The organism is Chromobacterium subtsugae (genome assembly GCF_035919665.1).
GTDB classification, from domain to species: domain Bacteria; phylum Pseudomonadota; class Gammaproteobacteria; order Burkholderiales; family Chromobacteriaceae; genus Chromobacterium; species Chromobacterium subtsugae.
This window is the reverse complement of record NZ_CP142381.1, coordinates 1688504-1703393: the sequence shown is the minus strand read 5'-3', so window position 1 is coordinate 1703393 and position 14890 is coordinate 1688504. Positions and strand designations below refer to the sequence as shown.

At 65.8% G+C, this 14890-nt stretch carries 18 protein-coding genes; 12 read left to right on the top strand and 6 right to left on the bottom strand.

Going from position 1 to position 14890, the window contains the following annotated elements; translation table 11 throughout:
• Positions 1-9: 9 nt before the first annotated feature.
• The 3 genes from U6115_RS08380 to pmbA are packed head-to-tail and all read right to left on the bottom strand — an operon-like array spanning position 10 to position 2896.
• Positions 10-909 (bottom strand): DNA-3-methyladenine glycosylase family protein, encoded by a 900-nt coding sequence (locus U6115_RS08380; RefSeq protein ID WP_043574717.1) that lies wholly within the window; start codon positions 907-909, stop codon positions 10-12.
• The gene (alkB, locus tag U6115_RS08375; RefSeq protein ID WP_047238662.1) at positions 909-1556 is read right to left on the bottom strand and encodes a DNA oxidative demethylase AlkB; all 648 of its coding nucleotides are present in this window, start codon (positions 1554-1556) and stop codon (positions 909-911) included. Before alkB ends, U6115_RS08380 begins: the two co-directional genes overlap by 1 nt.
• A complete protein-coding gene (gene pmbA / locus U6115_RS08370) occupies positions 1553-2896 on the bottom strand; it encodes a metalloprotease PmbA (protein ID WP_043574715.1) in 1344 nt (447 codons plus the stop codon). Before pmbA ends, alkB begins: the two co-directional genes overlap by 4 nt.
• A gap of 84 nt (positions 2897-2980) precedes the next feature.
• Here pmbA and yjgA point away from each other — a divergent pair, with 84 nt between their 5' ends.
• The 5 genes from yjgA to U6115_RS08345 all read left to right on the top strand — a co-directional run bounded on the left by yjgA (position 2981) and on the right by U6115_RS08345 (position 6244).
• Positions 2981-3535, top strand: coding sequence for a ribosome biogenesis factor YjgA (yjgA, locus tag U6115_RS08365; RefSeq protein WP_043574712.1), 555 nt, complete (start codon positions 2981-2983; stop codon positions 3533-3535).
• Positions 3535-4113 carry a molybdopterin adenylyltransferase gene (mog, locus tag U6115_RS08360; RefSeq protein ID WP_043574711.1) on the top strand — a complete coding sequence of 193 codons (579 nt, stop codon included), beginning with the start codon at positions 3535-3537 and terminating at the stop codon, positions 4111-4113. The genes yjgA and mog overlap by 1 nt, the downstream gene beginning before the upstream one ends.
• A complete protein-coding gene (locus U6115_RS08355) occupies positions 4110-5078 on the top strand; it encodes a YheT family hydrolase (RefSeq protein WP_043574709.1) in 969 nt (322 codons plus the stop codon). Before mog ends, U6115_RS08355 begins: the two co-directional genes overlap by 4 nt.
• A 61-nt stretch (positions 5079-5139) precedes the next feature.
• A complete protein-coding gene (locus U6115_RS08350; RefSeq protein ID WP_043574707.1) occupies positions 5140-5652 on the top strand; it encodes a PaaI family thioesterase in 513 nt (170 codons plus the stop codon).
• A 19-nt stretch (positions 5653-5671) separates the two neighbouring features.
• The gene (locus U6115_RS08345; protein ID WP_043574704.1) at positions 5672-6244 is read left to right on the top strand and encodes a hypothetical protein; all 573 of its coding nucleotides are present in this window, start codon (positions 5672-5674) and stop codon (positions 6242-6244) included.
• 4 nt (positions 6245-6248) lie between these two features.
• On the opposite strand, the gene U6115_RS08340 is transcribed toward U6115_RS08345, so the two are convergent.
• Positions 6249-7343 (bottom strand): HD-GYP domain-containing protein, encoded by a 1095-nt coding sequence (locus U6115_RS08340; protein WP_268988525.1) that lies wholly within the window; start codon positions 7341-7343, stop codon positions 6249-6251.
• A 197-nt stretch (positions 7344-7540) separates the two neighbouring features.
• Between U6115_RS08340 and U6115_RS08335 the strand changes: the two genes are divergently transcribed.
• Entirely contained in the window at positions 7541-8386 is an 846-nt protein-coding gene (locus tag U6115_RS08335) for a dienelactone hydrolase family protein (protein WP_043574698.1), read from the top strand.
• Between the two features lie 31 nt (positions 8387-8417).
• Here the strand turns inward: U6115_RS08335 and U6115_RS08330 are convergent, their stop codons facing one another.
• On the bottom strand, positions 8418-9533 hold the full coding sequence (locus U6115_RS08330) for an HD domain-containing phosphohydrolase (protein WP_043574697.1): 1116 nt from the start codon (positions 9531-9533) through the stop codon (positions 8418-8420).
• A gap of 311 nt (positions 9534-9844) precedes the next feature.
• Between U6115_RS08330 and U6115_RS08325 the strand changes: the two genes are divergently transcribed.
• Together U6115_RS08325 and U6115_RS08320 are read left to right on the top strand one after the other, a co-directional pair.
• Entirely contained in the window at positions 9845-10048 is a 204-nt protein-coding gene (locus U6115_RS08325) for a cold-shock protein (protein ID WP_043574695.1), read from the top strand.
• 100 nt (positions 10049-10148) lie between these two features.
• A complete protein-coding gene (locus tag U6115_RS08320) occupies positions 10149-10700 on the top strand; it encodes a DUF1415 domain-containing protein (RefSeq protein WP_043574693.1) in 552 nt (183 codons plus the stop codon).
• Positions 10701-10765: 65 nt separating this feature from the next.
• Here U6115_RS08320 and U6115_RS08315 read toward each other — a convergent pair whose 3' ends face one another.
• Positions 10766-11335 (bottom strand): lysophospholipid acyltransferase family protein, encoded by a 570-nt coding sequence (locus tag U6115_RS08315; RefSeq protein ID WP_043574690.1) that lies wholly within the window; start codon positions 11333-11335, stop codon positions 10766-10768.
• A gap of 306 nt (positions 11336-11641) precedes the next feature.
• Between U6115_RS08315 and U6115_RS08310 the strand changes: the two genes are divergently transcribed.
• The 4 genes from U6115_RS08310 (at position 11642) to msrB (ending at position 14483) form a co-directional block, all read left to right on the top strand.
• Positions 11642-11869, top strand: a complete 228-nt coding sequence (locus U6115_RS08310) for a glycine zipper 2TM domain-containing protein (RefSeq protein ID WP_043574688.1) — start codon at positions 11642-11644, stop codon at positions 11867-11869.
• 99 nt (positions 11870-11968) lie between these two features.
• Complete coding sequence (locus tag U6115_RS08305) at positions 11969-13318, top strand: deoxyguanosinetriphosphate triphosphohydrolase (RefSeq protein WP_043574685.1); 1350 nt, start codon at positions 11969-11971, stop codon at positions 13316-13318.
• A 19-nt stretch (positions 13319-13337) separates the two neighbouring features.
• Complete coding sequence (locus U6115_RS08300; RefSeq protein WP_043574683.1) at positions 13338-13982, top strand: histidine phosphatase family protein; 645 nt, start codon at positions 13338-13340, stop codon at positions 13980-13982.
• Positions 13983-14093: 111 nt separating this feature from the next.
• Complete coding sequence (gene msrB / locus U6115_RS08295; RefSeq protein ID WP_043574680.1) at positions 14094-14483, top strand: peptide-methionine (R)-S-oxide reductase MsrB; 390 nt, start codon at positions 14094-14096, stop codon at positions 14481-14483.
• The last annotated feature ends 407 nt before the right edge of the window (positions 14484-14890 follow it).

The window sequence follows — 14890 nt, the reverse complement described above, 5'->3', positions numbered from 1 at the left end:
GCGGCGGAATCAGAATCCGCCAGCCTGCAACAGCGCCCACAGGTGCGCCGCCACCAGCGCCCGCCACGGCGCGAAGCCTTCCAGCCAGCGCTGCGCGTCCGGCGCCGACACCTTGTCGGGCGTCGCCAGCACCATCTGCAGCGCGCGCCGCACCGCCACGTCGCCATGCAGCGAGCCATCCAGCCAGCCGTAGCCGCGCAGCAGCGCGTAGCTGACCGTCCACGGCCCGATGCCCGGCACCGCCAGCAGGCGCGCCAAAATGTCCGCGGCCGGCATGTCGGCCAGCCAATCGTCCAGCGGCAGCTCCCCCGCCGCCGCGCCCTGGCTCAGCGCCAGCAAGGCGCGGCTTTTGGCGCGGGAAAACCCGGCCAACCCCAGCTGGTCGGCATCCAGCGCCGCCAGCGCGGCGGCGTCCGGATGGCACAGCAGACCGGAGGAATGGCGGCGGCCGCACAGCTGCAGCAGGCGCCGCCGTATGCTCACCGCGGCCTGCACGCTGATCTGCTGGCCGGTGATCGCCCAGGCCAGCGCCTCGAACGGCGTCGCGGTCTGCGGCACCCGCATGCCGGGGCGCGCGGCGATCAGCCGGCCCAGTTGCGGATGGTCGCGGTAGCGCCGCTCGAACGCCTCCACCGGCTGCGCCAAGCCCAGCATGCGCCGCCCGGTCTGCTCCAGCAGCCGCGCGTCGCCGCCATCGCCATCGCCGTCCAGCGCCAATTCCAGCCGGGCTTCGCCGCCGGCAAAGCGCAAAGCCAGGCAAGCCGGCGCGCCGCGCCATGACAGCCCCTTGCGCAGACCGTCGCCATCCACCTGCTCGGCCAGCCGCTCGCCGTCGCGGCGGTGAAAGGCCAGGATGTCTTGCGGACGGAAGTGCGGCGGCAGGGGGATAGAACAGTGGAGCAGCGGCATCAGCGCGCCTTGCGAAAAGTCAGGTTGAGGCGGCGCGCGCCCAATAGCGGATGAACGCCGGGCTTGACCGGCTGCACGCCGTGAAAGCGCATGCGGTCCTCCCCGCCCCACACCAGCACGTCGCCATGCTCCAGCGCGATCTTCAACGCGCGGTCGGCGCGGCGCAGGCCGCCCAGCAGGAATACCGCCGGCAGGCCCAGCGACACCGAGACGATGGGCGCGGAGAAATCGCGCTCGTCCTTGTCCTGATGCAGGCCCATGCGGGCGCCGGGCTGATAGCAGTTGATCAGGCAGGCATCCGGCGCGAAACCGGGGAAGCCGGCGGCCGCGGCGGCGTCGCCCGCCAGCCGCAGCAGACGCGCCGGCATCCGAGGCCAGGCTTGCCCGGTTTGCGGATCGCTGGCGGAATAGCGGTAACCGCCGCGGTCGGACACCCAGCCCCAATCGCCGCAGCTGCTGGTGGCCACCGACATGCTCTGGCCGCCCGGCGTCTCCATGCCGCGCAGCGGGGCCTGGCCGATGACGGCGTCGACCTCGGCGCACAATTCGGCATCCTGGGGCAGCGCCCAGCCATGCAGCAGCACCGCGCCGGCCGACAGCCGCTCGGCCCAGGGCTCGCCCTGCGGCGCGAACAGGCTGGCGCTCACTCCTCGCCGGCCACCATCATGCCGCCGATCAGCACCGAGCCCATGCGGCGGCCGCCGCGGTCCAGCACATCGGTGCCGACCGCTTCGATATTGAGGAACATGTCGCGCAGATTGCCGGCGATGGTGATTTCCTCCACCGGGTAGGCGATCACGCCGTTCTCCACCCAGAAGCCGGCCGCGCCGCGCGAATAATCGCCGGTGACGGTATTGACGCCCTGGCCCAGCAGCTCGGTCACCAACAGGCCGCTGCCCATCTGGCCGAGCAGCTCGGCGAAGCTTTCGCCGGTGGAATGCACCACCAGGTTGTGCGAGCCGCCGGCATTGCCGGTGGTCTGCATGCCCAGCTTGCGCGCGGAATAGCTGCCCAGCAGATAGCCCTGCAGCACGCCGTCGTCGACCAGCCGGCGCGACTGCGTCGCCACGCCCTCGTTGTCGAACGGGCTGCTGGCCAGGCCGCGCAGCAGGAACGGGTCCTCGTCTATCACCATTTGCTTCGACATCACCGGCTTGCCCAGCGAATCCAGCAGGAACGACGACTTGCGGTACAAGCTGCCGCCGCTGATGGCGGCGATCAGATGGCCGACCAGCGACATCGCCACCGGCGCCTCGAACAAAACCGGATACTGGCCGGTCTTCAGCCGGCGTCCGCCCAGGCGGCGCACCGCGCGCTCGCCGGCGATGCGGCCGATCTCCTCCACCTGCGCCAGATCGTCGCGGTGGCGGGCGGAGGAGTACCAGTAGTCGCGCTGCATCACGCCGCCCTGCTCGGCCACCACCGCCGCCGACAGGCTGTGGCGGCTGCTGGCGAAACCGCCGTTGAAGCCGTTGCTGTTGGCGTAGACGAACTGGTTGGCCTGCACCGACACGCTGGCCCCTTCGGAATTGCTGATGCGGGCATCCACCGCGCGGGCGCTGTCCTCGCAGCGGCGCGCCAGCTCGATCGCCTGCTCCACCGGCAGCTGCCACGGGTGGAACAGGTCGAGGTCGGGCAGCTCGTCCGCCAGCAGCTGCGGATCGGCCAGGCCGGCGCAGTCGTCCTCGGCGGTGTAGCGGGCGATGTCCAGCGCCGCGCGCACGGTATCGGCCAGCGCCTGGTCGGAAAAATCGGAGGTATTGGCGTGGCCTTTTTTCTGGCCCAGATAGACGGTGACGCTGACGCCCTTGTCCTGGTTGTATTCTATGGTTTCCACTTGGCCCAGGCGCACGCTGACCGACTGGCCGACGCCTTCGGAAACATCGGCCTCGGCGGCGCTGGCGCCCAGCTTGCCGGCCAGTTCGAGCACGCGGCCGGCGATGCCGCTCAGCGCGTCGGCACTGAAACTGAATGTCTTATCTGCCATAGTATCTTTCGGAATGGTGGAAACGGCCCGCGGCCTTTTCCGGTATCATACCAGCCTTGAAAACCGAGTTGAGACCTAGCAACAATGAGCGACTACCAGAACGACGGCCAGGATGACGGCTTTGTCAGCAAATCCCAGCGCAAGCGCGACATGGACGCGCTGCAGGATCTGGGTAGCGAACTGGTCGAGCTGTCCAAGGATACGCTGAAGAAAATGGCGCTGCCGGAAGATTTGCTCTCCGCGCTGCTGGAACACAAGCGCCTCACCGCCCACGGTGCCATCCGCCGCCAGCTGCAGTACATCGGCAAGCTGATGCGCAATGTCGATCCCGAGCCGATCCAGCAATACCTGCAGATCCTGAAAGGCGAATCCTCCGAGCACATCTCCTGGCAGAAGCTGCTGGAGCGCTGGCGCGACAAGCTGATGGCAGACGACGCCAACCAGCCGCTGTTCCTGCAAAGCTTCCCGGAAACCGACCCCAAGCAGCTGCACTCGCTGGTGCGCCAGTCGCGCAAGGAAAAGCAGGACAACAAGCCGCCCAAGGCCTTCCGCCAGCTGTACCAGCTGATCAAGGAGCAGATCCCCGAGCCGGGCAAGCCGCGCATCTGGCAAAAGGACGAGGCAGAGGACGACGAGTGATGCTGAAGATAGGCCTGGTTTCCATTTCCGACCGCGCAAGCCAGGGCGTCTACCAGGACAAGGGCCTGCCGGCGCTGCAGGACTGGCTGGCGCGCGCGCTGGCCACCCCGTTTGAAACCGTGTGCCGGCTGATCCCGGACGAGCAGCCCGGCATCGAAGCCGCGCTGAAGGCGCTGGTCGACGACGAGGGCTGCCAGCTGGTGCTGACCACCGGCGGCACCGGCCCGGCGCCGCGCGACGTGACGCCGGACGCCACGTTGGCGGTGGCCGACCGCGAGATGCCTGGTTTCGGCGAGCAGATGCGCCAGATCAGCCTGCGCTTCGTGCCTACCGCGATTCTGTCGCGCCAGACCGGGGTGATCCGCAAGCAAAGCCTGATCCTGAACCTGCCCGGCCAGCCCAAGGCCATCCAGGAAACGCTGGAAGGCCTGCGCCGCGCCGACGGCAGCGTGGAAGTGCCCGGCATCTTCGCCGCGGTGCCCTACTGCCTGGACCTGATAGGCGCGCCCTACATCGAAACCCACGAGACGGTAGTCAAGGCTTTCCGCCCCAAGTCCGCGATCAAGCCGGCGCCATGAGCTATCGCGCCCCCCGCTGGCTGCGCGGCGGCCACGCCCAGACCATCTGGCCGGCGCTGGCCGTGAAGGTTGCGCCGCCCGCCTACCGCCGCGAGCTGTGGGACACGCCGGACGGCGGCCATATCGCGCTCGATTTCGTCGACGGCAAGCCCGGCGCGCCGCTGGTGGTGCTGTTCCACGGCCTGGAAGGCAGCAGCGCCAGCCACTACGCCAAGGCGCTGATGCAGGCGCTGGCGGCGCGCGGCTGGCACGGCGTGGTATCGCACTTCCGCGGCTGCGGCGGCGTGGACAACCCGCTGCCGCGCGCCTACCACGCCGGCGACGCCGCCGAAGTGCGCTGGATACTGCAGCGCCTGTCGGCGCGCTTCGCCGCCATCGCCGCCGTCGGCGTGTCTCTGGGCGGCAGCATGCTGCTCAACTACCTGGCCGAGGAAGGCGAAGCCGCGCTGCCCTGCGCCGCCGCCGCCGTCTCCGCGCCGCTGGACCTGGTGGCCGCCAGCACCCGGTTGGACCGCGGCTTGGGCAAGCTGCTGTACACCCGCATGTTCATGGACACGCTCAAGCCCAAGGCGCTGGAATCGCTGCAGCGCCATCCCGGCCTGTTCGATGCCGGCAAGCTGAGCCGCGCCCGCACCTTCATCGAATTCGACGATCTGGTCACCGCGCCGCTGCACGGCTTCGGCACCGCGCTCAACTACTGGCGCCAGGCCAGCAGCAAGCCCCGGCTCGGCCAGATCCTCCGCCCGACGCTGGTGCTGAACGCCCGCAACGACCCCTTCCTGCCGGCCAGCGCGCTGCCGGACGCCAGCCAGGTATCGCCGGCGGTGACGCTGGACTTCCCCGACGACGGCGGCCACGTCGGCTTCGCCACCGGCCCCTTCCCCGGCCGGATAGACTGGCTGCCGCAACGGCTGCTGGCCTTCGTCGAGCCCCACCTGGCGATGCGCGCCGCCCAAACGTCATAATCATTGACGATTGCGCTCCCGCGGTGGCAAGTTTGAAGCCTTGCCGCCCAGGAGAGCGCCCATGCCAGACCCCAGCACCATAGAACGCAGCCTCATCGTCCAGTGGGACGACCCGATGATAGGCGCCCGCGCCGCCCGCACCCTCAGCGGCCTGGAATACCTGCGGGAAATGGAGCAAGGCCGCATCCCGCCGCCGCCCATCATGCAACTGCTCGGCTTCGAATTCGTCCGCGCCGCCGAAGGCGAGGTCGAATTCGCCTTCCGCCCGCACGAATCGCACTTCAATCCGATAGGCAGCGTCCATGGCGGCGTGATCAGCACGCTGCTGGATTCCGCGATGGCCTGCAGCGTCCACTCCACGCTGCCGAGCGGCAGGGCTTACACTACGCTGGAATTGAAAGTGAATTTCGTGCGCGCGGTGCAGCCGCGCCACGGCAGGCTGGTTTGCCGCGGCCAGGTCATCCACGCCGGCGCCCGCATGGCCACCGCCGAAGGCAAGCTGCTGGACGCGGCCGGCCGGCTGTACGCCCACGCCACCACCACTTGCATGATTTTCGACGCCGCGGCCGCTTAGTCCGCCGAAGGGACGCCCCATGCTACGCTCCGCCTTGCTGTGCCTCGCGTTCGCGCTGCTGTCCGGCTGCGCGTCGATGGCCGACCGCCTCCGCGGCTCGCTGACGCCGCCGCCCGGCCGCGCCTACGCCATCCTGTCCCTCACCGGCAAGGCCTTCAACCCCGACCTCGCCACCGTGGGCATGAGCGTCCGCGACGCGCAAGGGCGGGTGGCGGCCGAGGACGCCGCCAGCCTGCTGACCGACACGGTGTTCGGCGAGGAAGGCATGTCGCCGGTGGAAGGCAAGCTGGTGCTGCTGGACCTGCCGCCCGGCGACTACCGGCTGGCCGGCGTATGGGGGCACTGGTCCGAAGACGGCGTCTTCGGCTCCGACCTGAAAATGAAACAGTTCCGGCTGGACGCGCCCTTCCATCTGGACGCGGGCGAAACCGTTTACCTGGGCCAGGTGCAGCTGGAAATGTCCTTCCTGCCGGAAGTGAAGCTGGGCGATGAGCGAAAACGCGACTTCGGCCACATGCGCCGGGTCTGGAAGATACCGGATCTAAGCCGGGTGGCGGTGCGGCCGCTGCGGCTGGCCGGCCCGCGGCCATAGCCGCTCAGGGCTTGTACCACAGCTTGTAGAGGTAGGCCGGCTTGGTGGCCGCCGCCGTCGCCGCGACCGGCTCCAGCACCTGGTAGGCCGGCTGGCGGCTGTCGCGCAGCAAGGGATCGGCGTAAGGCGGCCCGTCCAACTTGCGCAGCGCCGCCACCCTGGGCGTATTGGCCTTGTCGCCGCGGTGGGTGACCACCGCCACCTCATTGCTGGCCAGCAACACGAAGCTTCCGGGCGGATAGATGCCCAGCTCCTTCACCAGCAGCGACACATGCTGCGGCGGAAACCGCCCCAGTTCGCCGCGGAACAGGCTGCCCAGCACCAGCGCCGGCAGCTGCGGTTGCGGCTGGTGCACGCAGCCGCACACCAGGTCCACCATCTGCAGCAGCAGCGCGTCCGGCGCCACCTCGTCGCCGGCCAGGCCCAGCGGGTAGCCATCGCCGTCCAGCTGCTCATGATGCTGCTGCACCAGCTGGTGCCAGCACTCGTCCACCACCCCGGCCTCGCGCAGCATCGCCGACCCCAGCGCCGGATGGGCGAACATCAGCCCCTGCTGGTCGGCGTTCATCGGCTCCGCCTGCCTGGCCAGCTGGTTGAGCAGGCCGGTGATGGCGATGTTCATGCTCAGCGCCGCGCCCAGCATCGGCCTCAGCTCCGCGTCGGACAAACCCAGCCGCCGCCCCAGCACCGCCAATATCGCCGCCACGTGGGCGCTCTGGGCGCTGCCTATGTCCTGGTAGGGCAGCAGGAACACGCTGGCGAGAACGCCGTCGGGATGGCGGCGGCTGATGTTGAGCAGGCCGTCCGCCATGTCCAGCAGACTGCCGGCCAGGTCGCGCACCGCCAGGCCATGCAGCAGCACGCCTTCGGCGCGGCGCAGCAGAAACGCCATTTCCTGCAGCGGATTGGAGCTGTTGCGCTGCTGCTCCGCCTCCTTCTCCCGCATCGCGGCGCGTTCCAGCCGCTCGCGCTCCAGCCTGGCCTCGACTTCATCGCTTTCGCCATGGCCCAGCCTGGCCAGGCGGTCGCGCTGCTCTTCGGTCAGCACGTAATGGCCCCGCTTCAGCAACAGCACGCCGTTCTTGGCATACACGTCCACCGGCGTCTGCTGTCCCGCGCGCAAAAAATTGCGCGGGAGTTTTACCTTTGGAGACGAATCCGTCATATTCCACTTGCTGAGGTTGCGCCAGCGGCATGCCGGCGGAGCTTTCAAAATTGCTTATCGCAGCCAATAGTATTTTATTCAAGTTTCGCGCGCGCCGCTCCCTCGCTGCGCCGCCACAAGGAGAGCACGACATGAGCCAGCAGGACGACATCCTCCCACGCCGCAGCTTTCTCGCCGGCGCCGGCAGCCTGGGCTTCGCGCTGGCGGCGCAGCCCATCGCCGCCAGCGCCATCCTGACGGACAGCCAGGCGCTGCAGACCGGCGCGCCGGCCATCGATACCGGCAACGGTGTGATGGCCGGCTATTACGCCAAACCCGCGCACGCCGCCGGCCCGCTGCCGCTGGTGATCGTGATCCAGGAGATCTTCGGCGTGCACGAGCACATCCGCGACCTGTGCCGCCGGCTGGCCAAGCTGGGCTATTTCGCAGTGGCGCCCGAACTGTACTTCCGCCACGGCAACCCGGCGCTGGCCCCGGACACCGACACCCTGCTGCGCGAGATCGTCGCCAAAGTCCCCGACAGCGAGGTGCAGAGCGACCTGGACGCCACCTGGCGCTGGGCCGGCGCCAACGGCGCCGACCTGAAGCGCGCCGCGGCGACCGGCTTTTGCTGGGGCGGCCGCCAAACCTGGCTGTACGCCGCCCGCAATGCCGAGCTGAAAGCCGCCGCGGCCTGGTACGGCAAGCTGGAAGGGCCGGCCACCGCCAATATGCCGCGCTATCCGCTGGATATGGCCGCGGCGCTGAAGGTTCCGGTGCTGGGCCTGTACGGCGGCCAGGATCAGAGCATTCCGCTCGCGTCGGTGGAAAAGATGCGCGCCGCGCTGAAACAGGCTGGCCAGGACGACGATATCGTGGTGTACCCGGACGCTGGCCATGGCTTCAACGCCGACTACCGCCCCGGCTACAACCGCGCGGCCGCCGAAGACGCCTGGCACAAGATGCTGGATTGGTTCGCCCGCCACGGCGCGCGCTGAGCCTGGCCGTCCGGGCGCTGGGGCCATCAGCTCAGCGCCCGCCCACCGACGCCCTCGCCTCCAGCCTGGCGCGGATCACCCGGTTGAACAGCTGCAGCAGTTCCGGGTCGAACTGGCGCTCCGACGCGTTCAGCTCCACCACCGCGCGCAGCATGGAGCGGCGCTGGCCCTGCTGCGCATGCTTGAGCATCACGGATTCGAACGCGTCCACCAGCGCCAGCAGGCTGGCGCCGTCGCAGATGTCTCCGCCCGCCAGGCCATCCGGATAGCCGTGGCCGTCGGGCATCTCATGATGCTGCCTGACCATCTTGGCAGCCTCCTCCCAGCCCGGCATCCGCTCCAGCAGCCCGGCCGCCCAGCCGGGATGCGCGCTCATCTGCCGCCGCTCCTCCTCGCTCATCCGCCCCACCTTCAGCCACAGCGCCTCCGGCAGCAGCATCATGCCGATATCGTGCATGTACACCGCCGCCGCCAATTGCTCCACGTTCAATGGCTGCGCCATCAGCTGATTGGTATCCAGCGCCAACGCCAGATTGCGCTCGGTGCGGCCGAAAAAGGGCGGCAGACGCTGTTCCAGCTGCAAGGCGAGCGAGCGGAAAAACTGCAGGTCGGCGAAGCGGCGCTCCGAGCGGCTACCCGTGCCGCTCGTCAACCCTGAGTCGGCCGCCGAAGCGGCCGCCACCTTGCCCATCATGCTGGACACCAGCTTGGCGCAGGCCTGCGGCACTTCGTCGGCGGACAGCTTGGGCAGCTTCTCCAGCGCGGACAGCACGGTCGGCAGCTGCAAATCGTCCAGCGCCTCGCCGTTGAACACCGCCTCCACCATCAGCACCAGCCTGTCCATCACCAGCAGCAGCACGTCGCCTATCACTTCGAGATATGGCAGCTCGCGCTGCCGGACGCGGTCCAGCAGGGTTTCCAGCGCATGGGCGTAAGGCTCGACGAAATGCACCTGGCACAGACTGGCGTCGCCCTTGACGCTGTGCAGGATGCGGAACAGCTGGGCTATCTTTTCGGCATTGTCCGAGCCGTCGCCCAGCTGGCACACCAGCAGCTCAAGCTGCGGCGCGTAATCCAGCATGGCGTCGTGAAACTCCTGGAACGCAATCGGATCGACAATTTCAGGCATCAGCTGCTGCTTGGCCATGAGGAGATTCTCCGCCGGATCGTGGATGATTCAGTATATGCAACGCAGAAACTGTCGCAGGACAAACCGCCGTCGCGCGGCCAGCCGCAAGAAAATGTAAATGTCCTGGGCAGACATATTAAAGATTCGTAAAAACAGGCGATTCCTGAAGAAAACGCTTGCCATGGGCGGCAACTAGAGGCACTATGCCTCCCGCAGGATGCTCAAGTTGTGGATGTGTAGTTGTCGTAGTGGCATAGGCCGTACCTCAGTCGCCATTTCCCTTGATCTTCGTGCCTTTTATTCAACGCTCGTTTTGAGGATTTAACAAAATGGCAACCGGTACCGTTAAGTGGTTTAACGACTCCAAAGGTTTTGGCTTCATCACCCCGGACGAAGGCGGCGACGACGTGTTCGCTCACTTCTCCCAGATCAATGCCAAAGGCTTCCGCACCCTGGCTGAAAACCAGCGCGTAAGCTTCGACATCGTCGACGGCCCGAAGGGCAAGCAAGCCTCCAACATCCAGCCGATGTAATCTCCCCGAGAGATCATCAGCTTGATGAAAACCCGGACATGTCCGGGTTTTTTGCATTCCAGCCCGCCGCCGGGCCGCGCCACCCCAACCGGAGCCAACCATGCCAGACCATGAAACCGTGATCGCCGCCACCAAGACCTGGCTGGAGAAAGCCGTCATCGGCCTCAATCTCTGCCCCTTCGCCAAAGCCGTGTACGTGAAGAACCAGGTGCGCATCCGGGTGAGCGAGGCGAGCACGCCCCAGCAATTGGCCGAAGAGCTGGCCGACGAGCTGCAGCTGCTGGCTCAGGCCGACCCGGAGGAAATCGACACCACGCTGCTGGTTCATCCCAAGGTGCTGCAACGCTTCCTCGACTTCAACGACTTCCAGGACATCGCCGACGCCATCGTCGAAGAGCTGGAACTGGACGGCGTGCTGCAAGTCGCCAGCTTCCACCCCAAATTCCAGTTTGAGGGCACTGGCATAAACGACGTGGAAAACTACACCAATCGTTCGCCCTACCCCACCCTGCACCTGATACGCGAAGAAAGCATAGACCGCGCGGTGGCCGCCTTTCCGGAAGCCGAAGCCATCTACGAGCGCAATATCGAAACCATGCGCCAGCTGGGCGCGGCCGGCTGGAAGACGCTGTTCGAGCACAAAGCCGACTGAAATCCGCGCGCCATGAAAAACGGCGCAGTCTACAGACTGCGCCGCCATGGCCGCCAAACCGATCCTCAGCCCGGATAGCGCCCTACCTTATCGGCATAAAAAGCGCGAATGAGCGGCATGTCGCGCTCGATATCGCCGCTGGGCGTGAACATCGGGCCAAAGCCGCCTTCCTTGCGGCTGTAGTCCAGATAAGCCAGCGCGATCGGCACCCCTGCGCCGTGGGCGATATGGTAGAAGCCGGTTTTCCACTCCTTGACCGCCTTGCGCGTGCCCTCGGGCGGAATGGCCACCACCAGCCTGCTGCTGCGCCCGTAGACATCCACCATCTGCTGCACCAAGGAGTTGTTCTGGTGGCGCATCACCGGAATGCCGCCCAGCCAGCGCATCACCGGCCCCATCGGCCCCTTGAACAGCGTGTGCTTGCCCATCCAGTAGATCTTGGCGCGGGCGGCGAAACACAGGCCCAGCGTGATGGGGAAATCCCAGTTGCTGGTATGCGGGGCGCCTATCAGCACGTATTTGTCCAAGGCGGGAAATTCGCCTTTGAGCTTCCAGCCGCTCAGCTTCAACAGCAGCAGGGACAGCCAGCGGAACAGTTCCCGGATCACCGGGGTATCGAAAATAGTGAAATGCATGACGGCCCTGAGCAGCGGCGCGGCTCCGCGCGCAAGGCTCCGCAACCGACGCGCGCCCAGCGTCGGGGCAAGCGCCAAACACGTGGAAAAGCGCTGAACTGTACTAAATAAAATAATAACGGTAAAGGCGGCATCGCCCTCCGCCCCGCCCCAGCCGGAAAATTCCCAAGAGGCCGCGGCGCCACCCCGCCAATCGTACGGGCCGATGCCTATCCCGGCATAACAATCAGTAACACAAACACCGGAACCACTGCCCCTACGCGCAGCCAAAGCCAGTGTAAGCCACTCGTTTAATGGTAGGACAATATGAACACGACCATAGCCCAACCCCGTATCAGGCTGCCCGCCGCCGCGCTCATCGCCATCAGCCTGTTGTCCGGCTGCGCCAATATGTCCCATCGCCAGCAAAACACCGCCATCGGCGCAGCCGCCGGCGCGGTGCTGGGATCGGTGCTGACCGGCGGCGACGCCATCGGCACCATAGGCGGCGCCGCTGTCGGCGGCGTGATCGGCCACCAGACCGGCCGGCACTAAATCCAAACCGGGCCGGCTTCATGCCGGCTCTTTTGTTTTGCGGCCTTCGCCCATATCATCGATAGGGAATCCAACCTGGGCCACGCCATGAATCCAAGCATGAACTGGGAGCGACTGCTCTCCACCCGCCGCTTCAAGATCATCCAGGGCGAAGTGAAAGAAACCCGCACTCCGGCCACACAGGAAGGCGGCTCCGGGCTGCGCACCGATTTCCACATCGACCACGACCGCGTGGTGTTTTCCAGCGCCTTCCGCCGCCTGGGCCGCAAAACCCAGGTGCACCCGCTGGCGCGGCACGACCACACCCACAACCGCCTCACCCACAGCGTGGAAGTGGCCAGCGTCGGCCGCAGCCTGGGCAATCGCGTCGGCGTGATGCTGGAGCACGACGGCCTGCTGCCGCCCGGCTATACCCCGCACGACATCGGCGCCGTGGTGCAGGTGGCCTGCCTCGCGCACGACATCGGCAACCCGCCGTTCGGCCATACCGGCGAGTACGCGCTGCGCGACTGGTTCCGCGACGACAGCAACGCGCATTGGCTAAACGGCCTGTCGGCGGCGGAAATCCGCGATGTGCAAACCTATGAAGGCAATGCCCATGGCCTGCGCATGCTGGCCTCGCTGGAAATGTACAGCGGCGAGGGCGGCATGCGCCTCACCTCCGCCGCGCTGGGCACGCTGATCAAATATCCATGGACCTCCGACGCGCCGCTCGCCCGCGAGCGCGACAAGTTCAACCTCTACCGCACCGAGCTGCCCTATTTCGAACGCGTGGCGGAAGAGTTGGGCCTGCTCAGGCACAGCCCGCTGCAATGGAGCCGCCACCCGCTGTCCTACCTGATGGAAGCTGCCGACGACATCTGCTACGCGATACTCGACCTGGAAGACGCGGTGGAAATCGGCATCCTTGACTTCAAGGAGTTCGAAACGCTGTTCTCCGGCTTTGCCGAACACGAGCGCGTCTGGGGCGTGCACGACGTCCGCCAGAAATGTGGCACGCTGCGCGGCGTGGCCATCGGCCGCTGCGTGACCGAGGTCGCGGAAAAATTCATGATGCACCACTCCTCGCTGCTGCGCGGCGAGTTTCCGGCCAAGGATCTGATCAACCTTTGCGAGCCGGCGGTGCAGGACGCGCTGCTGCAAGCCAAAGACCTGGCCAGCCACAAGGTATACCGCCACCGCACCAAGCTGGTGACCGAACTGGCCTCCTACCCCTGCATCGCCACCATCCTCAATGTGCTGGTGCCGGCGGTGCACGCCTTCATCACCAAGGACAGCAAGGATCTGACCCCGCGCGAACACCTGGCGATGGGCCTGTTGGACGGCCATATTCAAACTGGCGACAGCCTGTATCAGGCCTATATGAAGGTGCTGGACTTCGTCGGCGCCATGACCGACAACTACGCCGCCAACCTGGCGCGCGAGCTGTCCGGCGTCGGCATCCTGTAATGCTCAGAGAAAGGCGACAATGACTCAGCCCGTGACCCGCTTCTGCCTGGTTCGCCACGGCGAAACCGACTGGAACCGCGAATACCGGCTGCAAGGCCACACCGACATCCCCCTCAACGACACCGGCCTGGAACAGGCGATCCAGCTGGCCCGCGCCTTCTCGCCCGGCCAGCACCGTTTCGACGCGCTCTACGTCAGCGACCTCACCCGCACCCGCCAGACCGCCGCGCCCCTGGCAGACAAGCTGCGACTGGCAGCCCTCGACACGCCGCAGCTGCGCGAGCGCCATATGGGAGCGCTGCAGGGCCTCACCTATGCCGAGGCGGCGCAACGCATTCCGGACATTTACCAACGCCAGCAAACGCGCGACCCCGACTATGACTTGGAGGGAGGCGAAAGCCTGCGCCGCTTCCGCGCCCGCGTCCTGGATGGCATGGCCAGCATCGCCGCGCTGCATCCCGGCGAAGACGTGCTGATCGTCACCCACGGCGGAGTGCTGGACATCATGTACCGCGCCGCCACCGCCAAGCCGCTGGAAGACAAGCGCGACTTCCCCATTCCCAACGCCGCGCTGAACTGGCTGGATTATCAGGATGGAAGCTGGACGCTGCGGCGCTGGGCCGATGAATCGCACCTCTCCGGCGCGCTGGATGAAATCCAGTGAATCCGCCGCCGCGGCAGGATTTTTGTTAGCCTCCGGTAAGAAAGCCGCCCGCGCGGCGACCCACCATCAAGCGCCCGGCCCGCCGGGCGGGACGACACAAGGACACCCGCCATGACCATAGAGAAAACCGACGCCGAATGGCGCGCCCAACTGACGCCGGAGCAATACCGCGTGGCCCGACAATCCGGCACCGAGCGTCCGTTCAGCGGCGAACACTACTTTCACCACAAGCAGGGCGACTACTTCTGCGTCTGCTGCGGCGCGTTGCTGTTCCACAGCGACACCAAATTCGACGCCGGCTGCGGCTGGCCCAGCTTCTGGGCAGAGGCCGCCGGAGCCAACATCCAGCGCATCACCGACACCAGCCACGGCATGGTGCGCGTGGAAGTGCGCTGCTCTCAATGCGATGCCCACCTGGGCCATGTTTTTGAAGATGGCCCGGAGCCAAGCGGGGAAAGATATTGCATCAACTCGGTGTGCCTGGATTTCAAAGCGAAATAACACCTGTTGTAGTTGTAGGTTTTCAAAGTTACTGCACACTCTTTGCACACAGTTGAAATTGCACCAAAATGGGGCGTAGCAATTACATGCTATGCCCTTTGTTATTTCAACTCAACAAATGGGTACACAAAGTACCTCTGTTTTCCATTCACTCATCTGCTTTACCACACCCTATTCAATCTTCAGCTCATCACAATTTCCATAATGGCCACGCCATTTATTTTCCCTCACAAAACATCAATTGCAAAAAAACAACAAATCGAAAAACACATTGATTCACTTGAATTTATTTAATTCAATTGGCATTTTAAAATTTCCACCTGCAATTCCAGTATAAAAAACATGTACTAGAATTGCACTTTCCGCCGAGATAGGGCGGAAAAAATATAGGGAAAGCACTCATATTT

Bases quoted from the DNA above. Each gene is read 5' to 3' on its own strand.
- U6115_RS08380 (WP_043574717.1), bottom strand. From the start codon at position 909: ATGCCGCTGCTCCACTGTTCTATCCCCCTGCCGCCGCACTTCCGTCCG.
- pmbA (WP_043574715.1), bottom strand. From the start codon at position 2,896: ATGGCAGATAAGACATTCAGTTTCAGTGCCGACGCGCTGAGCGGCATC.
- yjgA (WP_043574712.1), top strand. From the start codon at position 2,981: ATGAGCGACTACCAGAACGACGGCCAGGATGACGGCTTTGTCAGCAAA.
- mog (WP_043574711.1), top strand. From the start codon at position 3,535: ATGCTGAAGATAGGCCTGGTTTCCATTTCCGACCGCGCAAGCCAGGGC.
- U6115_RS08355 (WP_043574709.1), top strand. From the start codon at position 4,110: ATGAGCTATCGCGCCCCCCGCTGGCTGCGCGGCGGCCACGCCCAGACC.
- U6115_RS08350 (WP_043574707.1), top strand. From the start codon at position 5,140: ATGCCAGACCCCAGCACCATAGAACGCAGCCTCATCGTCCAGTGGGAC.
- U6115_RS08345 (WP_043574704.1), top strand. From the start codon at position 5,672: ATGCTACGCTCCGCCTTGCTGTGCCTCGCGTTCGCGCTGCTGTCCGGC.
- U6115_RS08335 (WP_043574698.1), top strand. From the start codon at position 7,541: ATGAGCCAGCAGGACGACATCCTCCCACGCCGCAGCTTTCTCGCCGGC.
- U6115_RS08330 (WP_043574697.1), bottom strand. From the start codon at position 9,533: ATGGCCAAGCAGCAGCTGATGCCTGAAATTGTCGATCCGATTGCGTTC.
- U6115_RS08325 (WP_043574695.1), top strand. From the start codon at position 9,845: ATGGCAACCGGTACCGTTAAGTGGTTTAACGACTCCAAAGGTTTTGGC.
- U6115_RS08320 (WP_043574693.1), top strand. From the start codon at position 10,149: ATGCCAGACCATGAAACCGTGATCGCCGCCACCAAGACCTGGCTGGAG.
- U6115_RS08315 (WP_043574690.1), bottom strand. From the start codon at position 11,335: ATGCATTTCACTATTTTCGATACCCCGGTGATCCGGGAACTGTTCCGC.
- U6115_RS08310 (WP_043574688.1), top strand. From the start codon at position 11,642: ATGAACACGACCATAGCCCAACCCCGTATCAGGCTGCCCGCCGCCGCG.
- U6115_RS08305 (WP_043574685.1), top strand. From the start codon at position 11,969: ATGAACTGGGAGCGACTGCTCTCCACCCGCCGCTTCAAGATCATCCAG.
- U6115_RS08300 (WP_043574683.1), top strand. From the start codon at position 13,338: ATGACTCAGCCCGTGACCCGCTTCTGCCTGGTTCGCCACGGCGAAACC.
- msrB (WP_043574680.1), top strand. From the start codon at position 14,094: ATGACCATAGAGAAAACCGACGCCGAATGGCGCGCCCAACTGACGCCG.